The 17,803-nt window shown below is 54.2% G+C and carries 22 protein-coding genes; 13 read left to right on the forward strand and 9 right to left on the reverse strand.

Features of this window, described 5'->3' with window-relative positions:
* Nucleotides 1–100: 100 nt before the first annotated feature.
* Genes ACZ1HV_RS07290 through ACZ1HV_RS07300 form a run of 3 tightly spaced genes read right to left on the reverse strand, consistent with a single transcriptional unit; the run spans nucleotide 101 to nucleotide 1,708 of the window.
* Nucleotides 101–772: a class I SAM-dependent methyltransferase gene (locus ACZ1HV_RS07290; protein WP_472717719.1), complete on the reverse strand. Its 672-nt coding sequence runs from the start codon at nucleotides 770–772 to the stop codon at nucleotides 101–103.
* A 16-nt stretch (nucleotides 773–788) separates the two neighbouring features.
* Nucleotides 789–1,565, reverse strand: a complete 777-nt coding sequence (locus ACZ1HV_RS07295; protein WP_472717720.1) for a class I SAM-dependent methyltransferase — start codon at nucleotides 1,563–1,565, stop codon at nucleotides 789–791.
* Nucleotides 1,562–1,708 (reverse strand): hypothetical protein, encoded by a 147-nt coding sequence (locus ACZ1HV_RS07300; RefSeq protein ID WP_472717721.1) that lies wholly within the window; start codon nucleotides 1,706–1,708, stop codon nucleotides 1,562–1,564. Before ACZ1HV_RS07300 ends, ACZ1HV_RS07295 begins: the two co-directional genes overlap by 4 nt.
* A gap of 86 nt (nucleotides 1,709–1,794) precedes the next feature.
* Between ACZ1HV_RS07300 and ACZ1HV_RS07305 the strand changes: the two genes are divergently transcribed.
* Nucleotides 1,795–2,703 carry a LysR family transcriptional regulator gene (locus ACZ1HV_RS07305; RefSeq protein WP_298983161.1) on the forward strand — a complete coding sequence of 303 codons (909 nt, stop codon included), beginning with the start codon at nucleotides 1,795–1,797 and terminating at the stop codon, nucleotides 2,701–2,703.
* Between the two features lie 114 nt (nucleotides 2,704–2,817).
* On the opposite strand, the gene ACZ1HV_RS07310 is transcribed toward ACZ1HV_RS07305, so the two are convergent.
* Together ACZ1HV_RS07310 and ACZ1HV_RS07315 are read right to left on the reverse strand one after the other, a co-directional pair.
* Complete coding sequence (locus tag ACZ1HV_RS07310) at nucleotides 2,818–3,402, reverse strand: alpha/beta hydrolase (protein ID WP_472717722.1); 585 nt, start codon at nucleotides 3,400–3,402, stop codon at nucleotides 2,818–2,820.
* A gap of 26 nt (nucleotides 3,403–3,428) precedes the next feature.
* Nucleotides 3,429–3,701 (reverse strand): hypothetical protein, encoded by a 273-nt coding sequence (locus tag ACZ1HV_RS07315; RefSeq protein ID WP_472717723.1) that lies wholly within the window; start codon nucleotides 3,699–3,701, stop codon nucleotides 3,429–3,431.
* Nucleotides 3,702–3,948: 247 nt separating this feature from the next.
* On the opposite strand from ACZ1HV_RS07315, the gene ACZ1HV_RS07320 reads away from it, so the two are divergent.
* From ACZ1HV_RS07320 to ACZ1HV_RS07350, 7 genes are all read left to right on the forward strand, one after another.
* A complete protein-coding gene (locus ACZ1HV_RS07320; RefSeq protein WP_298958522.1) occupies nucleotides 3,949–4,575 on the forward strand; it encodes a Crp/Fnr family transcriptional regulator in 627 nt (208 codons plus the stop codon).
* A 63-nt stretch (nucleotides 4,576–4,638) separates the two neighbouring features.
* The gene (locus ACZ1HV_RS07325) at nucleotides 4,639–4,854 is read left to right on the forward strand and encodes a YgaP family membrane protein (RefSeq protein ID WP_298983158.1); all 216 of its coding nucleotides are present in this window, start codon (nucleotides 4,639–4,641) and stop codon (nucleotides 4,852–4,854) included.
* Between the two features lie 6 nt (nucleotides 4,855–4,860).
* Complete coding sequence (locus tag ACZ1HV_RS07330; RefSeq protein ID WP_298815691.1) at nucleotides 4,861–5,223, forward strand: rhodanese-like domain-containing protein; 363 nt, start codon at nucleotides 4,861–4,863, stop codon at nucleotides 5,221–5,223.
* 390 nt (nucleotides 5,224–5,613) lie between these two features.
* Entirely contained in the window at nucleotides 5,614–6,318 is a 705-nt protein-coding gene (locus ACZ1HV_RS07335) for a ParA family protein (protein WP_298815689.1), read from the forward strand.
* A gap of 189 nt (nucleotides 6,319–6,507) precedes the next feature.
* Nucleotides 6,508–7,464 carry an HlyD family secretion protein gene (locus ACZ1HV_RS07340; protein ID WP_298815687.1) on the forward strand — a complete coding sequence of 319 codons (957 nt, stop codon included), beginning with the start codon at nucleotides 6,508–6,510 and terminating at the stop codon, nucleotides 7,462–7,464.
* Nucleotides 7,464–8,399 (forward strand): ABC transporter ATP-binding protein, encoded by a 936-nt coding sequence (locus ACZ1HV_RS07345; protein WP_298816053.1) that lies wholly within the window; start codon nucleotides 7,464–7,466, stop codon nucleotides 8,397–8,399. Before ACZ1HV_RS07340 ends, ACZ1HV_RS07345 begins: the two co-directional genes overlap by 1 nt.
* Entirely contained in the window at nucleotides 8,396–9,541 is a 1,146-nt protein-coding gene (locus ACZ1HV_RS07350) for an ABC transporter permease (RefSeq protein ID WP_298815685.1), read from the forward strand. Before ACZ1HV_RS07345 ends, ACZ1HV_RS07350 begins: the two co-directional genes overlap by 4 nt.
* A gap of 11 nt (nucleotides 9,542–9,552) precedes the next feature.
* Here the strand turns inward: ACZ1HV_RS07350 and ACZ1HV_RS07355 are convergent, their stop codons facing one another.
* Both ACZ1HV_RS07355 and ACZ1HV_RS07360 read right to left on the reverse strand, forming a co-directional pair.
* Complete coding sequence (locus ACZ1HV_RS07355) at nucleotides 9,553–10,473, reverse strand: DMT family transporter (RefSeq protein ID WP_298815683.1); 921 nt, start codon at nucleotides 10,471–10,473, stop codon at nucleotides 9,553–9,555.
* 215 nt (nucleotides 10,474–10,688) lie between these two features.
* Nucleotides 10,689–11,021 (reverse strand): MerR family transcriptional regulator, encoded by a 333-nt coding sequence (locus ACZ1HV_RS07360; protein ID WP_298815681.1) that lies wholly within the window; start codon nucleotides 11,019–11,021, stop codon nucleotides 10,689–10,691.
* 373 nt (nucleotides 11,022–11,394) lie between these two features.
* On the opposite strand from ACZ1HV_RS07360, the gene minC reads away from it, so the two are divergent.
* The 3 genes from minC to minE are packed head-to-tail and all read left to right on the forward strand — an operon-like array spanning nucleotide 11,395 to nucleotide 13,365.
* Nucleotides 11,395–12,231: a septum site-determining protein MinC gene (gene minC, locus ACZ1HV_RS07365; RefSeq protein WP_472717724.1), complete on the forward strand. Its 837-nt coding sequence runs from the start codon at nucleotides 11,395–11,397 to the stop codon at nucleotides 12,229–12,231.
* 55 nt (nucleotides 12,232–12,286) lie between these two features.
* Complete coding sequence (minD, locus tag ACZ1HV_RS07370) at nucleotides 12,287–13,108, forward strand: septum site-determining protein MinD (RefSeq protein WP_298815677.1); 822 nt, start codon at nucleotides 12,287–12,289, stop codon at nucleotides 13,106–13,108.
* The gene (gene minE, locus ACZ1HV_RS07375; RefSeq protein WP_298815675.1) at nucleotides 13,105–13,365 is read left to right on the forward strand and encodes a cell division topological specificity factor MinE; all 261 of its coding nucleotides are present in this window, start codon (nucleotides 13,105–13,107) and stop codon (nucleotides 13,363–13,365) included. The genes minD and minE overlap by 4 nt, the downstream gene beginning before the upstream one ends.
* A 341-nt stretch (nucleotides 13,366–13,706) precedes the next feature.
* On the opposite strand, the gene ACZ1HV_RS07380 is transcribed toward minE, so the two are convergent.
* Complete coding sequence (locus ACZ1HV_RS07380; protein WP_298958531.1) at nucleotides 13,707–14,222, reverse strand: P-loop NTPase family protein; 516 nt, start codon at nucleotides 14,220–14,222, stop codon at nucleotides 13,707–13,709.
* A 347-nt stretch (nucleotides 14,223–14,569) separates the two neighbouring features.
* Between ACZ1HV_RS07380 and ACZ1HV_RS07385 the strand changes: the two genes are divergently transcribed.
* Nucleotides 14,570–15,616 (forward strand): methyltransferase, encoded by a 1,047-nt coding sequence (locus ACZ1HV_RS07385; protein WP_298815671.1) that lies wholly within the window; start codon nucleotides 14,570–14,572, stop codon nucleotides 15,614–15,616.
* A gap of 12 nt (nucleotides 15,617–15,628) precedes the next feature.
* The gene (locus tag ACZ1HV_RS07390) at nucleotides 15,629–16,081 is read left to right on the forward strand and encodes a thioesterase family protein (RefSeq protein ID WP_472717725.1); all 453 of its coding nucleotides are present in this window, start codon (nucleotides 15,629–15,631) and stop codon (nucleotides 16,079–16,081) included.
* Between the two features lie 80 nt (nucleotides 16,082–16,161).
* Here the strand turns inward: ACZ1HV_RS07390 and ACZ1HV_RS07395 are convergent, their stop codons facing one another.
* Nucleotides 16,162–17,607: a diguanylate cyclase domain-containing protein gene (locus ACZ1HV_RS07395; protein ID WP_472717726.1), complete on the reverse strand. Its 1,446-nt coding sequence runs from the start codon at nucleotides 17,605–17,607 to the stop codon at nucleotides 16,162–16,164.
* Between the last annotated feature and the right edge of the window lie 196 nt (nucleotides 17,608–17,803).

Raw genomic sequence — 17,803 nt, forward strand, 5'->3', positions numbered from 1 at the left:
TCATTGGCGGGGCAACTGTCGTATCACCCGCCATAAAGGCCTGCAACTGAAGCCTGCTATGATCCACTCGCATTCATCCGGTGCGGCACTGACCAATGGTTCATATTTTTCTGGCAACCACGAAACGGCTGTAAGGTTCCGGATACGTACCGGTTTCAATGATTTCAAAGCCACTCGAGGCAATCATTTCTTCCAGGCCCTGAAAGGACAGCATGCGCACAAAAGGTGCTTTGCCAAACAGCTGCATCACCTTGATCATCGGTGTGAACAACCAGGCCTTTTTCTTCAGGCAGACGGTCTTGGAAATATAAAGGCCACCCGGGTTCAGAAGGTCCCGCACTCTTTTCAAAGTGTCTTCCGGGTTTTCAACCAGATGCAGGAAATTGTAGGCCAGTACCGCATCATACCCCTTGCCGTCCCGGGCTTCGATCTCCTCACTGAAAACATCAGCAACCGCAAAGCTCAATCCGTCTGCCGAGGCGCTGTTCCGTTCTTTCTCTGTGAGAAGTTTTTCGTTGGCAATGTCGATCATTCCGCCGGCAAAGTCGGTCGCGAGATATGTGCTGACATTTCCGGAAAGAAGAAGCGCAGTTGAGCCCGTTCCGCAACCAAGCTCGAGTACCTTGTCCTGCGGGCCAAGATGTTCAGTTGTCCGTTCAAGCGTCTTTTCGTAAGCCTTCTGGTCCTTAATCGGAGAGGCAGCGTATTTCTTGGCAGCCTTGCTCCAGAAACGGGTCGAAGGGGTCATGTCGTTGGTCCAGGTGATCGTCATTATCGTGTTATCCTTATCATGCTGAGCAGGGCAATGCGCATGGCGCATTGTCTTGCGCGACACATAAAGCCGGCAGCTGCTTTCGGCCCGAGACCGCCGTACTCCAGAGCCGCGTCCAGCTGCCGGTGCCCACCGGCATCGTTTCAAGGTCGCTCAGGCCGTTCTGCTTAAGCCACTGTCTTAGGGTCGATGAGGTGAGCCGGTGAGTTCGCCATTTCAGGTGAATGAATGCACCGAAGAGGGTTTTGCGGGTGGTCACGACAAGCAGTGTGCCACCAGGTTTCAAAACCCGGTACATCTCACTGATCGCGGCTTGCGGGACCTCCAAGTGCTCAACCGCATGCGCGCACATTACGAGGTCAAAACTCTCAGATGCATAAGGCAACGCCCTGATGTCGGCGACCTGAAGCTGACAATTGATGCCCATCCGCTCAAATCTGCTGTTCGCCTCTTCAAGCATAACCGGAGAGATATCGACTGCCGACAGCTCGAATGCAGAGTCCATTTCCGCAGCCAATGCGAGCGCCATCGCCCCGGTTCCGACACCGCAATCCAAAACCTTCACCGGGCTCTCGCGATGGCGTTTCAGTTTTGGCACAAGTTGGCGAAGAACTTGCCGATACGCCAAGGGGAACCCGAGCCGTTCGATGGTTCTTTCCCAGGACGGTACGCAATCGTCATAAGCGCGACGCAGCTGGTCATTGGCAAGACCCTGTCGACTGACGGCAATCTGCCAGGATCCAAGATGGCGTTTGAAAACAGGGATATGAGGCGCATGGGTATCAAGTGTCATTTGCGTTTCCCCGCACCGCCCCAAAGCCCAATGCGATCAAAAATAACGCGGCCGATTTCCCGGCCGCCGCTCGGCGATGCCAGAAAGCACAAAACCAGCTCAAACGCTCTTACCAATGTCACTGTCAGCCATTGCGGATTCATGGGAACCACTCCTTTGAACCGCTAGTTAACCCCTTCAGAATTTAATGGGAATTGCCGAATTTCCACTGGGTGATATACATATTTGCATGAACTGGCAGAGTATTACGTTTGACTGGAACCAGGCACGTGCCTTTCTTGTCACTGCAGAAGAGGGCTCGCTTTCGGCGGCCGCGCGAGCTCTCAAGCTGACGCAACCCACATTGAGCCGACAGGTTGCCGCCCTTGAAGAAACACTTGGCGTGACCTTGTTTGAACGTGTCAACAAGAGCTTGATACTCACTGAGGCAGGTGTCGAACTCGCCGAACACGTGCGCGCCATGGGTGAAGCCGCTAGCCGCGTTTCTCTTTCGGCCTCAGGTCAATCGCAGCAGATCGAAGGACTGGTTACCATTTCCACGACCGATGTGATGGCTGCCTATCTTTTGCCGGACATCTTGCGGGACCTGCGCCGGAAAGCCCCCGGCATCGAAATCAAGGTCGTCTCCACAAACAGCGTCAGCGATTTGCGCCGCAGAGAAGCCGATATCGCAATACGCCATGTCGAACCCGACCATCCTGAACTTTACGCCCGCAAACTGCGCGATGCGCGCGGCCAGATTTTTGCCGCCCGTTCCTATCTTCAGCGGTTCGGCCGTAAGCTGACGAAGGAGGATGCGCCCAAGCTCGACTTTCTCGGCTATGAAGACAACGAACAGCTGATCGGCTATCTGCGCGCTATGGGCCTTGACGTGACCCAGGCTAACATCAAGCTCAGCTCACCAAGCCTGATTGTCGCCTGGGAGTATGTGCGCCTGGGATTTGGCCTCGGTGTGGGAGCGGACGAAGTCGCCGATCGGTGTCCGGATATCGTTCCTGCCTTCGAAGACGTTGCTCCGGTTACCTTTCCCATCTGGCTGGTGACACATAGGGAATTGCACACCAGCTTGAGAATTCGGACCGTGTTCGATCATCTGGCTGAGGGGTTGTTGAAAGTTCGTGCAGGTACCAACGTTTAAGTTTGCCGCACAAGTGTGTAGCGGCGACTTGCAAGAAATTCCATTTGGCTGATTGGCTCAAACGAGGGCGAGCAATTGTGAATCAGTTTGCAACGAATTCAAATCGTCAGTTTCTCAACCCAGCATCCAGTTCAACACAAGTCGCCAATCCGTCATGCGAATGGGTGTCCCGTGTGTGCCGGTATCAAACAGCGTGAACTTGATCGGGTAGTTCGGTGCTTTGGATTTGATCTGCTTGAAGAAATTCGCCTGATCTTCCCAATTATAGACCCGATCCAGCGTGCCCTGCCCCATGTAGATAGGCACATTCCGCGACAGCGCACTGGACCCGAGGAAATTCGGATCCTTGGGCGAGCCAAGCAGCATGATGCCGCTGAGCAAACGCGAGTAATTGCCGTTTCTCACAAGGTTCCAGCAGATAATCCCACCCATTGAACCGCATGCGACAACGACCTTTGCGCCCGGTGAAATCTGTTTCTGGTATTCAATCAGTGCGGCGACATCTGCCGTTCCGCGTTTGTCGAAGTTCTTGATATCAACCGTCAGATAAGCGCCCCCGTTGCGCACCATGAGGTTCTGAATACGGTTGAAATTGCCACCAAAGGACACATCGTTCATGCCCTGAAAGCGGTTTCCGCCCTGGCCATGAATGTAGATGACGATGGCTTTGGCCCCACCCTTCCATTTGCCGGTTCCCATGTACTGGACCGTCCGACCGTTCGCGCTTAACTCGGCGCTGCCGCGCCCCTTTTGGGCTTGTAGGAAACATAGTTGCCGTAGACCCGGCGTTCATCGACTTCGTCCCGGTCGCGCAAGTCTCTCTGCTTTGAGTATTCAACGACAATGAAGTCGCCATTATAAAGCGTTTCATGCACCTTCTTGTAGCGGAACAATCGGTCCTTATAAGGTTTCAACGCTTCGGCATTTGCAGCAAGAGACCCTGTCACCAGGAAAGCCGCCGTCGTTGCAATCGTCAAAAGTTTGTGCCGAATAGTCATGTCAGTCCTCAAGGAACCCTGGAAAAGTTTCGCAACAGAATCTTAGCGCCAAGGTAGCCTTTCGGTCCTTTTGCCGCAATCGTGCACAAACCGGCGGCATGATAAAGTTTTCCTGAATTAGGTCTGCCAACCGCCTGTGCGCAGCGCCAGGCTGCAGGTCCGGGCCACGCAAAACCTTCACGAAATCACGGACCATCGTCTGGTCTCTGATCTTGCTAGATCGGTTACCTGAAAGAAACGCAAAGCAATGCAGTCAGACCAGTTCAGACCCAAATGCCTTGAAGGATTTCAGAGCGTATCGCTCCCCAAGGGTGCATCGGTGTTTCGGGCAGGAGATCCATGCCGCAACTTCTATTTGATTGAAAGCGGTTCGGTACGCGTCGATCTTGTTAATTCGGAAGGCAAATCGATCCTTCTTTACCGCATTGGCGCCAACGAGACCTGCGTGCTGACCACATCATGTCTGATGTCGCACGAGAACTACAGCGCGGAAGCGGTGACCGAGACTGATGTGACTGCTCTGGTGGTCCCAAGAAGCGAATTCCAGGCCCGTCTTGCCTCATCGGAAGAATTCCGGGACCTGGTTTTCAGGTCCTTTTCCTCGCGTCTTTCCCGCTTGATGGCCAAGGTCGATGAAGTCTCGTTTGCGTCCCTCAACAGCCGCCTTGCCAAGCGGCTACTGGAATTGGCAGGCAAGACAGACCTTGTCGAGACCACGCACGAACGCCTTGCGCAAGATCTCGGGTCTGCCCGGGAAGTGATCGGCAGAAAGCTGACGGACTGGGAAAAACGGGGACTGATTGCCCGACACAGAGGCAGTATCGATATTCTGTCACGCCCGGCGCTCGCTGTTCTTTGCAGCCAATGTGACTAAGTCACAGACACCTTTAGGCACTCAGATTTATGTCTGACTCATCTTGAAGTCAGGAGACATTCCATGAGCATTGCCAACGTAGGTTCACTCGACCGCATCGTCCGTATCGTCTTGGGCGCCGCACTCATTCTTGCCCCCTTGCTCGGCTTCATCGCCGCTGCTTCGTCAACGCTCGGGATTGTGCTGATGATTGCAGGTGCGGTTCTGGTTGGAACGGGTTTCATCAGTTTTTGCCCGATCTACCGGATCATTGGTGCCAGCACACGGTCCAACTCCTAAGCCGTCGTGAAAATTTCCGAACTCTTCAACCTCTTTGCAAGGTTCGACCGGCTATCGCCTCGAGACGCCTACGAAGGCAGTCTTCGGGGTGACGTCGTTGTCATTGATGTTCGAACGCCAAACGAATGGCAGGCGACGGGAAGTCCAAAGACAAGTCATCGCATTTGCAAGAATGACAAGGACTTCGAGCAAGAGGTCTTGAAACTCCTTGAGCCCGCCCCTGAGACCACCCTGGCCTTAAGTTGCCTGTCTGGAAGCCGCGCAAAGTCGGCAGCCAAGCGGCTCCAAAAAGCGGGCGTAAAAAACCTGAAGATTGTCGAGGGAGGAATTTCCAAGTGGGTGAAAGGCGGACTGCCCGTCGACACTTGAACCGGGCTTCGGTTTTGGGAGTGCGTATCAGACTTCCCTCTTTCAAGATCCATTTGATCCATGACGAGATCGACATTTCTTGAAAGCACACTCGGTTTTCTGCCTTGGGGCAACTATCAGCCACCCGAGTTCCGAAAATAGTTTTCTGTGAAATACAAGCGAACTCACGGTTTCCTTTTGGAACATGGCGATTAATCACGATGCACCCCTGCAAATTGTAACTAGAGTTTTTACCCCTCTTATCCACATTCATTAACAGCCACTGAATAACTCCGTCGCAAAATGCGAATTTAAGAATTTGGTAACCATAAAAATCCAAGACTGCCAGATAGATAGGACCCCATGAGGCCCGTCTTAGAGACAATGCACGGCAAGTTCAGGAGAACCCAAATGCCAGTCATTTCCTTCGCAAACGCAAAGGGCGGCGCCGGGAAAACCACAGCAGCGCTTCTACTGGCGACAGAAGTCGCCGCCCGGGGAAAGCGTGTCACGATCTTCGATGCCGACCCGCAAAAGTGGATCTCGAAATGGCACGAGCTGCCGAAGAAATGTCCTGGCATATCGGTGATCAGTGAGATCTCGCCCGCCTCCATTACAGAGCAAATCACCTATGCAGCGGAACATTCCGATTACGTGGTGGTCGATCTGGAAGGTACGGAGAACCTGGTCGTTGCAAATGCGCTGTCTGTCTCGGACCTTGTGGTTGTTCCAATTCAAGGCTCTTCCATGGACGCGCGCGGCGGGGCCAAGATCCTGACGCTGATCAAGAAGCTTGAAAAGATCGTTCGTCATGACATCAAGCACTGCGTGGTTTTGACACGCACCAATGCCGCGGTTACGACCCGGGCCATGAAAGCGGTACAGGATTTTCTGGCAGCCCAGAATATCGACGTCCTGATGACGCCGATTGTTGAACGTGCGGCCTTCCGCGACCTGTTTGAGTTCGGTGCCGGTTTGGCGGAACTTGATCCATCGGTGGTCTCCGGCGTTAAAAAAGCTCGCGAAAACGCTGCCCTTTATGCGGCCGAAATTCTGGAACGCGCAATCACGGTGCCCAAAAAGCGTTGGTACAACATCTTCAAACGCGCCAGCTGACCTCAGCCAGTCTAATGAGAAACCTGAAGCCGGGCTCACCCGGCTTCTTTGCATCCAGGACCTGTCGGTGATTGATCCACATTGCCCGGGAAACCCGCTTGCATTGGCCCTCCTCCCACAGTCGCGCTAAGGTTTGACCCGACTCAGATCCGTTTGGCCAAATGCCAGCGATCGGACGGGAGGAACGTCATGACTTTGGCTCGACTTCGCACAAGCCTTGCTCTGGCCTGTTGCGCTTTGCTGATCGCTTGCAGCCCCGATGAAGGCAACATAGCACTCGGGACCCTTGAACGAGACCGTGTAGCGCTGACTGCCACTGCCAATGAGGTTCTGGTTTCCCTGCCGGTTGCACAAGGGACCTTCGTCGAAAAAGGGACGATCCTGGCGCAACTCGATCCGGGAGAGCAGCAGGCGATCGTCAACCAGGCACGTGCCGAGGTTCAAAAGGCGCGCGCCAATCTGATCAAATTGGAAAACGGGGCGCGTGAAGAGGAGATCGCCAAGGCCCGCGCCAATGTTGCCGGTGCCAAGGCCGAGCTGGTCGATGCGGAGGCCTCATTCAAGCGCTTTCAGGATCTGACCCAAAGGGGGACGACGAGCCAGGCGCAATTTGACAGTGCCAAGGCCACGCGAGATGCGGCCAGCGCCAGCCTGCAAAGCGCAGAGCAACAGCTGAAAGAACTGGTGACCGGAACGCGTCCAGAAGATCTCGATATTGCTAGAGCAGAACTTGAAGCTGCGTTGGCGAGCCTTGCCACACAGGAAAAGATCCTGTCCGACCTGACCATCACCGCAAGCCGCGACGGCGTGCTGGACAATCTTCCCTGGAACCTGGGTGAGCGCGTGACGGCCGGCAGTCCGGTCGCAGTCATGTTGGCAGGAGCGGCTCCCTTTGCCCGCGTTTACGTGCCGGAGCCGCACCGGGTCAAGATCAACGAAGGCGACAAGCTGGAGATCAAGGTGGATGGCCTTGATGACCCGATAGAAGGTCACGTTCGATGGATCAGTTCCGAGCCGTCCTTCACACCCTACTATGCGCTTAATCAGTCGGAACGCGCACGGCTGATGTATGTGGCAGAAGTTCAACTTCCCGACAGTGCAAGCGATCTGCCCAATGGCGTGCCTGCACAGGTCGTGCTGCCGTGATGGTCGCAGACACCGATATTGTCGTCCGTGCCGAGGGACTTGTGAAAAAATTCAAGGACTTCCGCGCGGTCGACGGGTTAGATCTGACCATAGAACGCGGCATGATTTATGGATTTCTGGGTCCAAATGGCTGCGGCAAGACAACCGCCATGCGCATGTTGACCGGGCTGCTCACACCGACCGAAGGAAGCGTCGAAGTCCTTGGACTGTCGGTCCCCAAGGATGCGGAGGCCCTGAAATACAAAATCGGTTACATGACGCAGGCCTTTTCGCTTTATGGCGATCTGACGGTGCTGGAAAATCTCCGTTTCATGGCCACCATCTACGGATTGACGGGCGCAAGGCGCAAACAGCGGATCAATGAGGTCATGGACCGCTATGAGTTGAGCGACCTCAAGAACCGATTTGCCGGCCGGATGAGCGGTGGCCAACGTCAACGCCTCGCATTGGCAACCGCTGTTTTGCATGAACCTCAACTGCTGTTTCTGGATGAACCGACCTCAGCGGTCGACCCGGAATCCCGTCGGCATTTCTGGGAACAGCTCTTTGACCTGATTGAAGGCGGAACGTCTATCGTCGTTACCACCCATTTCATGGATGAGGCAGAACGGTGCCACAAGATCGCCATCCTGGAAGCCGGGCAAAAGCGGGCTGACGGCGCTCCCAAGGACCTCATGGCCGAAATGGGTGCCAACGTGGTGGAAATCGAAGGGCCCAACTTACGCGACATCCGGCGTCACCTGCTGGGTGCCGATGGCATCGTGGCCGCTGCACAATTGGGTGCGCGCCTTCGTGTTCTTGTCGAGACAGGCATTGCGGATCCTGAAGCCTTTTTGAAAGCCAGGCCCGAAACCGACGGTGCAACTCTGATCGAGAGGGTCCGCCCGAACCTTGAAGATGTCTTCGTAACGGCGACCGGAGAAGGCCGCCAATGAGACCGCTCTCCCGCATTGCCGCAATCTTCTTCAAGGAACTCAATCAGTTACGGCGAGACAGGATGACCTTTGGCATGGTGATCATGATCCCGCTCATTCAATTGGTTCTCTTTGGCTATGCCATCAACACGAATGTCCGAGATATCCCCGTTGCTGTAGTCGATCACAGCCAGACCGGGCTCAGCCGGGTTCTCATCCAGATCGTTGAGGCAACGACAGTTGTGGAAGTCACAGAACGGCTGAATTCGATCGAGGAAGCAGAGCAGGCAATCAAGTCAGCGCGCGTACGAGCAGCCTTTATCCTGCCCGAAGACCTCTCGCAGCGCGTTGCGAGATCGCCTGCGGCAGGACTTGGCACACCAGCCTCAACGGATGAGGAAACCAGTCGTCCGGTCGCCCAGTGGATCGTCGACGGATCTGACACCATGATCGCCGGCGCCATCAAATCCCTGCGCAGCATGCCCTTGTCCGAGCTCAACCGTCAGCCCCCGAACCGCTCGACACCGACCTTCGAAGTGGCTCTTTTCTTCAATCCCGAACAACGCACCGCCATCAATATTGTGCCGGGTCTCGTCGGGATCATCCTGACCATGACGATGATCATGTTCACCTCTTCAGCCATCGTTCGCGAGCGCGAACGCGGCAATATGGAAATGCTGATCAATACGCCGGTTCGGCCGATGGAATTGATGATCGGGAAAATTATTCCCTATGTTTTCATTGGCCTCTTGCAGACGGTGATCATTCTCGGTCTAGGGCACCTTCTGTTCAGTGTGCCGTTCGGTGACAAGACGCTGGACCTTTTTATCGGCACGTTGCTGTTTATCGGCGCCAGCCTTTCTCTCGGCCTGGTAATGTCGACCATCGCCCAGAGCCAGCTCCAGGCAACACAGATGACCGTATTCGTGCTGTTGCCCTCGATCCTGCTGTCCGGTTTCATGTTTCCCTATGAAGGCATGCCGCTGGTCGCGCAATATATCGCAGAGGTGTTTCCCGCGACCCATTTCATGCGCATGATCCGGGGCTTCGTACTTCGCGACGCAAGTCTATTGGACCTGCACCGCGATGTGATCTGGATGTGCGGTTTCTTCGTGCTGGGCATGCTTGTCGCAGCCTTGCGTTTCAAGAAGCGGCTGGACTGACGGCCGCGATGTTATTTCGGCTGTGGACCGGCGTCGAAACGGGGGTTGGCTGACTTGAGGACCGGTGTCTTGTCGGAAACATTTTCACGGCTTTCGCGCCAGACAACGAATATGCCGGACAAGATGATGATCGATGAACCGATGCCGACGTAAATGTCAGGCGTTTCGGCGAAAAACAGCATGCCGAACATGGTTGCCCAGAGGATCTGGCTGTATTGCAACGGAGCAACCACAGCAGCGGGGGCGGCCTTATAGGCGGAGATCATGAAGAACTGCGCGATCACCGACAAAAAGCCTACGGCTGCCATCATGGCCAGATCCGGAAGCTGGACCGGAACATAGACGACAGGCAGTGTCATGGACATCGCCGTCATTGCCAGGATCATCGGATAGAGGATCAACACGGCCGGACGTTCGCGTCCACCGATCTTGCGGACCAACACCGTCGAGAGCGAGTTGGCAAAGGCAGCGGCCAATGCTGCTCCATGGCCCAGTGACAGCTCGGTGACACCGGGACGCAGCACGACAAGAACCCCAATCAGGCCGACAATCACAGCGGCCCAGCGTTGCGCGCGCACGGTCTCACCCAGCAAAGGGACGGAAAGCGCCGTTATCAACAATGGCATGGCAAACAACAGCGCGTAGACTTCGGCCAGAGGCAGAGCCGTGAACGCGTAGAAGCCACAGGACATAGCGATAATTGCAAGCCCTGCGCGGGTTGCAACAAGCAGCGGATGCCGAGGCCGGAAATTGTCGACCGCCTTGTCCGCCAGCATCATCATCGCCATTGGTACAAAAGCGAACAGCACAGAAAAGAAGATTATCTGAAAAACCGGATAGTCAGCACCCAGCGCCTTGATAAGCGCGTCGTGAGACGAAAACACACCAAATGCAAGCAGCGCGGCAAAAAGGCCCTTGAGCGTTGCAGACATGGCAATGCCCCTTTCAGATATCTGACTTCAGCCTGCGACTCTGCAGGCGTCGCGATTTAGAGAAAGTCGGCGCTGTACGGCTGAGCCAGTCTTGCGCCAGAGGCCCTCCGAATGCTGGCCCTTGAAATTGATATCAGAAAGCGCCGAATTCCTAAAGGGCAGACCATTTGAATTGCCTGAAAGAAACTGCCGGATAGAGATCGCAGCCTTCAGTTTTAGACAAACACTCGGGCAAGTGCTGCCACGGCAAGTGCTGTCGCAGCCCGTTTCGGGCCGGCAAATTCAGCGGCGGTCTGACCTGGCACTGTCAAGTCAATCCGATTCAGATCAGAAGCATCGATATGGTCGAGATCCGCGGATTTTGCTGCTTCTTCTGCGGAAATGCGGATTTCGTCAAGCATGCGTACCAGACCCTGCCAAATATGGATGGGCGGCGCTTCGTCCGTGCTGCACCAGCGAACAATTTCATTCTCAGATACATCAAGAGCCGCTGCAGCCTCAGACGGCGTCAAGCCGATGTAACTCACCATATCACTGAAATTACTCATCTTTGTCCCCAAGACGCCATTGCGCCCCAACACCTACCGCACCATACTGCACTGCAATATGGCAAAAATCCAGCGCTAAGCTGGAAGTCAGTTAACTCCTGCTCCGGCAAAGGAATTTGGGGCAGCATTGCCGGTTCGATTCTTGCAATCGGACTCAGTACTTCTAGCAGGTCGCTGGTGACGGAATCCCAAGACAGACTCCGCCGAACAGCCAATTATCTGAAATATCAAACGAAAATTGATATCGGTGGAAAACGATCACCCGCGTAAACCTTCCGTTCTGTTGATGATACCTTTGAAAAAGCAAATCAACCTGAACCACCACGGGCTGGAATCCCCTCCCCGATCACTGAAGATGCTGCCGGACCTCTGAATGAAATTCAAAGGAAAATCCTTCATTGCGATTGTGTTGTCGCCGGAGCCGCCCTTTGATGCCTGGTTCCAGGAAATCGACCGCATCATCGCCCGCTCACCGGGCTTTTTCATCGACCGGCCTATCATTCTGGACGTTCGAGGCAGCAAGATCCCGATAGATGATCTGGAAGAGCTGCTGTCGGGGCTGTCGGAGCGATCTGTCAGGGTCATGGGCATCGACGGGGTGGCCGGAACCCGGTTGAAGCCCGGTATGCCGCCCAGCTTTTCCGGTGGCCGGCTGGCATCCGATGTCGAAGTGCCTGAGCCTTCTTCGGCCAAAAACCCGACAATGAAAGCAGAAGATACGAAAAAGGCGGCATCCGCGACGTCGGAAACCCCTGATGCGCAAAAATCTGCTCCGACGGTTCAAAGCAAAGACGCCGCTTCTTCAGGTGATGAAAAGGCAAGCGCCGCTGCAACAAATGGTGCTGCCGAGAAGATGACGGGTCCGGCAAGCATTCCCAGCGGATCCTCGATTGTCGTGACCGAACCAGTACGGTCCGGTCAAAGCATTCTGCATCCGGAAGGAGACGTCACTGTCATCGGGTCCGTCAGTTCCGGCGCTGAAATTATCGCAGGTGGCTCCATTCACGTTTACGGAGCGTTACGGGGGCGCGCACTTGCAGGCGTATCCGGCAAAGACTGCGCACGTATCTTCTGCTCGAAACTGGACGCGGAGTTGGTCTCCATCAACGGACTTTACAAAGTCGCGGACGATTTCGACGGAACCTTGCGCAACGCGCCAGCTCAGATCCGCTTCGAAAACGAAACCCTGGTCTTTGAAGCACTGAACTAACCACGGTGCCGCAGTCCAATCAGGCGCGGCGCAGACAACAAACGGGACGAACACCATGAGCAACGCCACTGTCGTTGTGGTCACGTCAGGCAAAGGCGGAGTGGGTAAAACCACCACAACCGCTGCTATTGCTTCGGCGCTTGCCAAAGAAGGCTACCAGGTCTGCGCGATCGATTTCGATGTCGGTCTGCGCAATCTGGACCTGATCATGGGGGCCGAGCGCCGCGTCGTCTTTGATCTGGTCAATGTTGTACGAGGCGAAGCTTCGATCAAGCAGGCCCTGGTGCGGGACAAGAAACTCAACAATCTCTATCTGCTTCCAGCTTCGCAAACGCGAGACAAGGACGCACTGACAGAAGAGGGCGTTGCCAGCGTCATCAGCGAATTGCGGATGTATTTCGACTGGGTGATCTGCGACAGTCCGGCCGGCATTGAGCGCGGCGCGACCCTTGCGATGCGCCACGCCGATGAAGCAATTATTGTTTCCAATCCTGAAGTCTCTTCCGTGCGCGACTGTGACCGGATCATTGGCTTGCTCGATGCAAAAACAAAAATTGCCGAAGACGGCGGCCGGATGCCAAAGCATCTCATGATCACACGCTATGACACGGAACGTGCCAAGTCCGGCGATATGCTGGAGACAGACGATGTCGTCGACATCCTGTCAGTGCCTCTCATCGGCGTGGTGCCGGAGAGCAAGGACGTGCTCAAGGCTTCCAACGTCGGATTGCCGATCACCGTGTCGGACGAAACCTCACCGGCCTCCAAGGCATATATGGAAGCCGTGCGACGGCTGCTTGGCGAAAACATTCCGGTGACCATTCCCGAAGAGAAGAAAAGCTTCCTCGGCAAGCTCTTCAAAGGGAGGGCCGCATGAACCTTCTGAGCCTCTTTGGCAAAAGAGGCGCTAGCGCCTCGGTAGCCAAGAACCGGCTGCAAATTCTCCTCGCGCATGAACGGGCGGATAACGGTTCAGACGCGGCACTGATTTCCAGTCTTCGAGAAGACATTCTTGCAGTCGTCGCCAAGCGGGTCGACATCGACCCGGACTCCGTCAAGCTTGAAATGGACAGATCCGGAGATGTCACCACACTTGGTATCGACATCGAACTTCCGGCGGCGCGCGCCTCTTGAGGGCATCTTCATGACCAGAGACTGACCGGCCCTTCCGGCCGGTTTTTCTGTTCTGCATGAAGCATTGTTTTTGGTGTTGAAGACAGCATTCCACATCGATGTCCGGTCGACAGAGACCACTGCGAACTGCCTTTCCAGGTATTACCCACATTTACGTCGCTAAAGTTGACCAGAGACGGGCAACCAGATCCGGATTGCCGCTCGTTTGACGAAGGAAGTTCACCCTTCACTTTTCATGCCGCGCGGCAATGCTTGATCCTGCTGAAAGACCGCACATTAAGATGCCGAACACTACATCCAGCAAGCACTTCATTCAAATGAGCCCAAGATGTCGTTTGGATTTAGACACTGGACCATCTTGAAACGACCGCTATACGATCGTGTTTGTTTCGACATTGCCACTTTTCAAGCCCGCTTGCACAGCGAAATGCTTCCGAGATACAGGAGCGAAACTTCGACTTGTTCTTGAGACTGCGAAGGGCGAAAAAATACTGTTGCAACGGCCAATCGAGGTTACCCGGTGGCAGCTCTGGTCTGGTCTGCCCGAAATTTTTCCAGGGGCGTACGGCTAGCTGCAATGCCCTCACATATTCTGGTGGGTCCAGCCAAACAAGTGCGTCAGCCTGTGCAATAGCTTGTGATAAAAAGCCAGGGCCTCCTTCAAGTATCCATGCGTCTTTCTCAAGCGCTCTCGCAAGGGCTGTTTCGATTTCGATTCTAGTTCGTTTCTGCCAGTTGGTTTGGAGCTTCATTTCATCGATCGAGATCACTGGGACATCTGGACGGGCCTTAGCCAATTTGCTCGCGAAGAGGCTTTTGCCAACGCCGTTGGCTCCGGTGATGATGATCTTCTTCAATGAAGTCTCAAGTCTTTGGGAAATTGAGGTGCAACAAAGCGGTTGGCCCTTCAAATGCAAACTGCATCTTTGTCCGCAAATGAGACATAACCCACCGCGTCGTACATGAAAGGTAGCAGATCGAAGGTGGCCATCACAAATGTTGAAAACGCGACTTCGCCAAAATGAGCTCATTGATGCAACCGGTTTTGCGTTCTCCGTCGCCATGAAAACAACGCGCCCACAGCTCTTCGATCGTAAAGACATGCGTCGCTCCAAACTGCCCGGCAGCCAGGACCTTTGTTGCACTGCGGAACCGAAGGTGTATGTTTTGCACCTCAAGTTCAAAACAAAGGAGTGAATACGGCATGCTGGTCCAAGACACCGCGGCGACGAGTGCACACACAATCGAAAGCGCGGAGGACCTGTCATCGATCGCATTCGGCTTCATGGCATCCAAGTCTCTGTTTGCCGGACTGCACGTCGATATGTTTTCAGTTCTCGCAGACGGTCCCAAAACGGCCGAACAATTGGCTAAAGCCACTGATATACCGGTCAATCGCATCGTCATTCTAACGACAGCGCTTGCCAGCATTGGCTTGCTTGCAATCGGTGACGACAAAAGGATCTCAAATTCTCCTGCAGCGCAGAACTTTCTCTCCAAACAGTCGCAATATGACTTCGGAGACTATCTTCGCCATCAGATCGACCAGCAGATGTATCCATTCCTGCTCCAGCTGAATGCCGTCATAAAAGGCGATTTGTCCGACGATGCCATCGCTTCCTATAGCCACTGGATGACGGACGAAGAGCAGGCTTCTGTCTATTCTGAAAGCCAGCACGCAGGCTCGCTCGGACCGGGTCGGACACTTGCACGGAAAGTGGATCTTGGTGACACGGAAACCCTGTTAGATGTTGGCGGCGGGACTGGCGCCATGACGATAAGCCTTTGCAACGAATATGAAAACTTGCATGCAACGATCATCGACTTTCCGAACGTCGCTGAAATTGGCTGGCGTTTCATTTCCGAGGCCGACCTGGTTGATCGCGTCCGGTATATTCCTGGCAATGCCATCGATGTTCAATGGCCCAGCAATCAGAACGCCATCCTGATGTCCTATCTCATGAGCGGTGTGCCGGGTGACGATGTGGAAGGGCTGCTAAAAAAGGCGTCCAATGCACTGTCTCCAGGCGGCAAGCTGATGGTGCATGATTTCATGGTCGAAGAAGACCGGCGTGGACCCGCCCTTGCCGCTCTCTGGCAGCTGCAGCATATGGCGTTTACTCCGGAGGCCCGCTCGCTGTCTGTCGGATGGCTGACGGACGCAGGCAAAAAGATGGGCTTTGAGGTCGATATCGTCGACAATCTCATTCCCGCGATGACCAAACTGGTTGTTTTTGTGAAACCCTCTTGATCCAGAGGCACCATGGTGACGTTGCAACTGCACGAAGAACCACTACAGAACAACTGGCTGGATGCTTATGGCCACCTGAACGAGGCCTATTACCTGGTCCCGTTCAGCAATGCGACCTGGAAGCTACAAGATCACTTTGGGGTCGGAACGGACTATTTCGACAAGACCGGTTGCGCACTCTACACGCTCGAAACGCATTTACGGTATGTTGGAGAAGTCCGTGCACCTGCAACTCTTAAAATAGAGACCGCCATACTGGGGGTGGACGCTAAGAGATTGCATGTTGGTCACACCATGCTGTGCGACAGCCGTGAATGCGCCACGTTCGAATGCATGCTTTTGCACTACGACACAAAGGCAGAAAGGTCTGCTCCCTTCCCGAACGCAGCCAGAAATGTCCTGCAGGATTCAATCCTGATGCCAACGCCTGATTGGGTTGGTCAAGCCTTGCGAAGACTGGTCTGAGGCTCGATGGAAGTACGCATCTGCTTCGACGACCTTCCGCAATTTGTTTCGTTTCGTACAAATTTACATGAACAGCTTTGCTAACCACCCTTCAGCTCAAGCAGTTCATCGGTATAGACAGCCATCTGACCCCGACCGCGCCTCTTTGCAGCATAAAGGGCCACATCAGCTTGTCTGAGCAATTCAGAAGGTTGCGTTGCAAAAGCGATGCCTATGCTCGCTCCAAATTTGCAGACCACATCGTTCAATTGCATGGGTTCGCTGAGGTGCTCGATTATCATGCGTCCGAGGTTATTGATCCGTTCTTTATCGGCCCTTGAAAAGACGATAACGAACTCATCTCCCCCGATGCGCACAACAGCGTCATCATCGCCGGCAAATGCACGCAGTGACTTGGCGACGTGTTGAAGCACCAGATCCCCCATTTCATGTCCGTGCTCGTCGTTGATCTGCTTAAAATCATCCAGGTCGAGATAAAGGAGCGCGTAACCATCGCCCGAGACCTCCTGTGCCTGCAATTCGGACATCTTCTCATCCAGGAAGCGCCGGTTCCCAAGCTTTGTCAGAAAATCACGCTGCGCCTGCTCGGCAAGCAGTTCCCTTGAATGTTCCGCCTCGTGTTTGGCCTCTGCCAAATCCCGTACAATCGCCGTCGCCCTGTGAACATAGAGCCGCGCAGTCAACAACGTACATATGAAGACCAGAAGGACACCGATGGCCATCAAGGGCAACAATCGGATGCCTGGTAGTGCAGGGTCCCAAATCAGGTATCCCAGTTGAGTTCCGTCAACCGTTGAGAGTTCGAAGCCTCCTTGCCAATAGGTCGGCATGGAAGAGGACAAGCGCAAGTTTGGAAGGCCGTACTTTTCACTCAACGCGGCCAGTTCGTTGCTATCAAGCGGTTGCACAAAGACAAGAAGGTGGTCTGTTCGAATATCCACATCGTCATAAGTCGTGAGAACAATCGCACTGGCCATTGAGAGGTCGGTCAGATTTCCAATTAACCCGGAGACTGGCTCGGGTGCTGTAAACGCATTGCCCCGTCGCGCTTTTTTCAGAAGCGGCGTGAGGCCGCGCTCGTACTGGGACAGATCAAATTCAGCTATCGTATCATTCAAGATTTGAAGTTTTGGACGGTTGTCGCCATCCAGTACATGCAGAGCTTCGACCTGAAGATTTTCCTGAAGATAGTCGACAAAGGTTTGATCCACCCACTGAAGATTCAAATCCTTCACCAGGTTCTCGACGGCACTGTCCCAATACCCATACTCAAGGACTAATGTTTCAAGTCGTCCCATGCGGTCGATCAGCAAAGCTTTGAAGACTTGCTGAGACTGTTCGACAGAATTCCGGTCGAGCGACCGTGTCAGAAACGCGACAAAGACCAACAAACTGACAGCACCAATCAAGACCGTCGCCCAAAACGGTCTGGACAGTCGGCGAATTTCTGCTGCCTCGGCCTCAACTCCAACTGATGGAGTTGCAACAGTTGTGCTGCGGCCGCCTGATTGGTCAGAAAGAGACAAATTCACTCTCTCTACAGATCTCATTCAACCATGCTCGGGATTTACTCCCTAAAGCTCACTCAAAGTAAGAATTCTTAGACTTAGCATGATTTTTACCTAGTTAACTCAATCATCTTACTTACTAACAGAGGACTTTCAATAAACTCCAGCAATAAGAATTACTAACAATACTTGCCTGCAAAAATTAAACAAAATA

The sequence above is a fragment of the Roseibium sp. JB4-4 genome (assembly GCF_055693425.1).

Excerpts from the sequence above, each read along its gene's own strand:
- ACZ1HV_RS07290 (WP_472717719.1), bottom strand. The coding sequence starts at position 772 with ATGACGATCACCTGGACCAACGACATGACCCCTTCGACCCGTTTCTGG.
- ACZ1HV_RS07295 (WP_472717720.1), bottom strand. The coding sequence starts at position 1,565 with ATGACACTTGATACCCATGCGCCTCATATCCCTGTTTTCAAACGCCAT.
- ACZ1HV_RS07300 (WP_472717721.1), bottom strand. The coding sequence starts at position 1,708 with ATGAATCCGCAATGGCTGACAGTGACATTGGTAAGAGCGTTTGAGCTG.
- ACZ1HV_RS07305 (WP_298983161.1), top strand. The coding sequence starts at position 1,795 with ATGAACTGGCAGAGTATTACGTTTGACTGGAACCAGGCACGTGCCTTT.
- ACZ1HV_RS07310 (WP_472717722.1), bottom strand. The coding sequence starts at position 3,402 with ATGGGAACCGGCAAATGGAAGGGTGGGGCCAAAGCCATCGTCATCTAC.
- ACZ1HV_RS07315 (WP_472717723.1), bottom strand. The coding sequence starts at position 3,701 with ATGACTATTCGGCACAAACTTTTGACGATTGCAACGACGGCGGCTTTC.
- ACZ1HV_RS07320 (WP_298958522.1), top strand. The coding sequence starts at position 3,949 with ATGCAGTCAGACCAGTTCAGACCCAAATGCCTTGAAGGATTTCAGAGC.
- ACZ1HV_RS07325 (WP_298983158.1), top strand. The coding sequence starts at position 4,639 with ATGAGCATTGCCAACGTAGGTTCACTCGACCGCATCGTCCGTATCGTC.
- ACZ1HV_RS07335 (WP_298815689.1), top strand. The coding sequence starts at position 5,614 with ATGCCAGTCATTTCCTTCGCAAACGCAAAGGGCGGCGCCGGGAAAACC.
- ACZ1HV_RS07340 (WP_298815687.1), top strand. The coding sequence starts at position 6,508 with ATGACTTTGGCTCGACTTCGCACAAGCCTTGCTCTGGCCTGTTGCGCT.
- ACZ1HV_RS07345 (WP_298816053.1), top strand. The coding sequence starts at position 7,464 with ATGGTCGCAGACACCGATATTGTCGTCCGTGCCGAGGGACTTGTGAAA.
- ACZ1HV_RS07350 (WP_298815685.1), top strand. The coding sequence starts at position 8,396 with ATGAGACCGCTCTCCCGCATTGCCGCAATCTTCTTCAAGGAACTCAAT.
- ACZ1HV_RS07355 (WP_298815683.1), bottom strand. The coding sequence starts at position 10,473 with ATGTCTGCAACGCTCAAGGGCCTTTTTGCCGCGCTGCTTGCATTTGGT.
- ACZ1HV_RS07360 (WP_298815681.1), bottom strand. The coding sequence starts at position 11,021 with ATGAGTAATTTCAGTGATATGGTGAGTTACATCGGCTTGACGCCGTCT.
- minC (WP_472717724.1), top strand. The coding sequence starts at position 11,395 with ATGAAATTCAAAGGAAAATCCTTCATTGCGATTGTGTTGTCGCCGGAG.
- minD (WP_298815677.1), top strand. The coding sequence starts at position 12,287 with ATGAGCAACGCCACTGTCGTTGTGGTCACGTCAGGCAAAGGCGGAGTG.
- minE (WP_298815675.1), top strand. The coding sequence starts at position 13,105 with ATGAACCTTCTGAGCCTCTTTGGCAAAAGAGGCGCTAGCGCCTCGGTA.
- ACZ1HV_RS07385 (WP_298815671.1), top strand. The coding sequence starts at position 14,570 with ATGCTGGTCCAAGACACCGCGGCGACGAGTGCACACACAATCGAAAGC.
- ACZ1HV_RS07390 (WP_472717725.1), top strand. The coding sequence starts at position 15,629 with ATGGTGACGTTGCAACTGCACGAAGAACCACTACAGAACAACTGGCTG.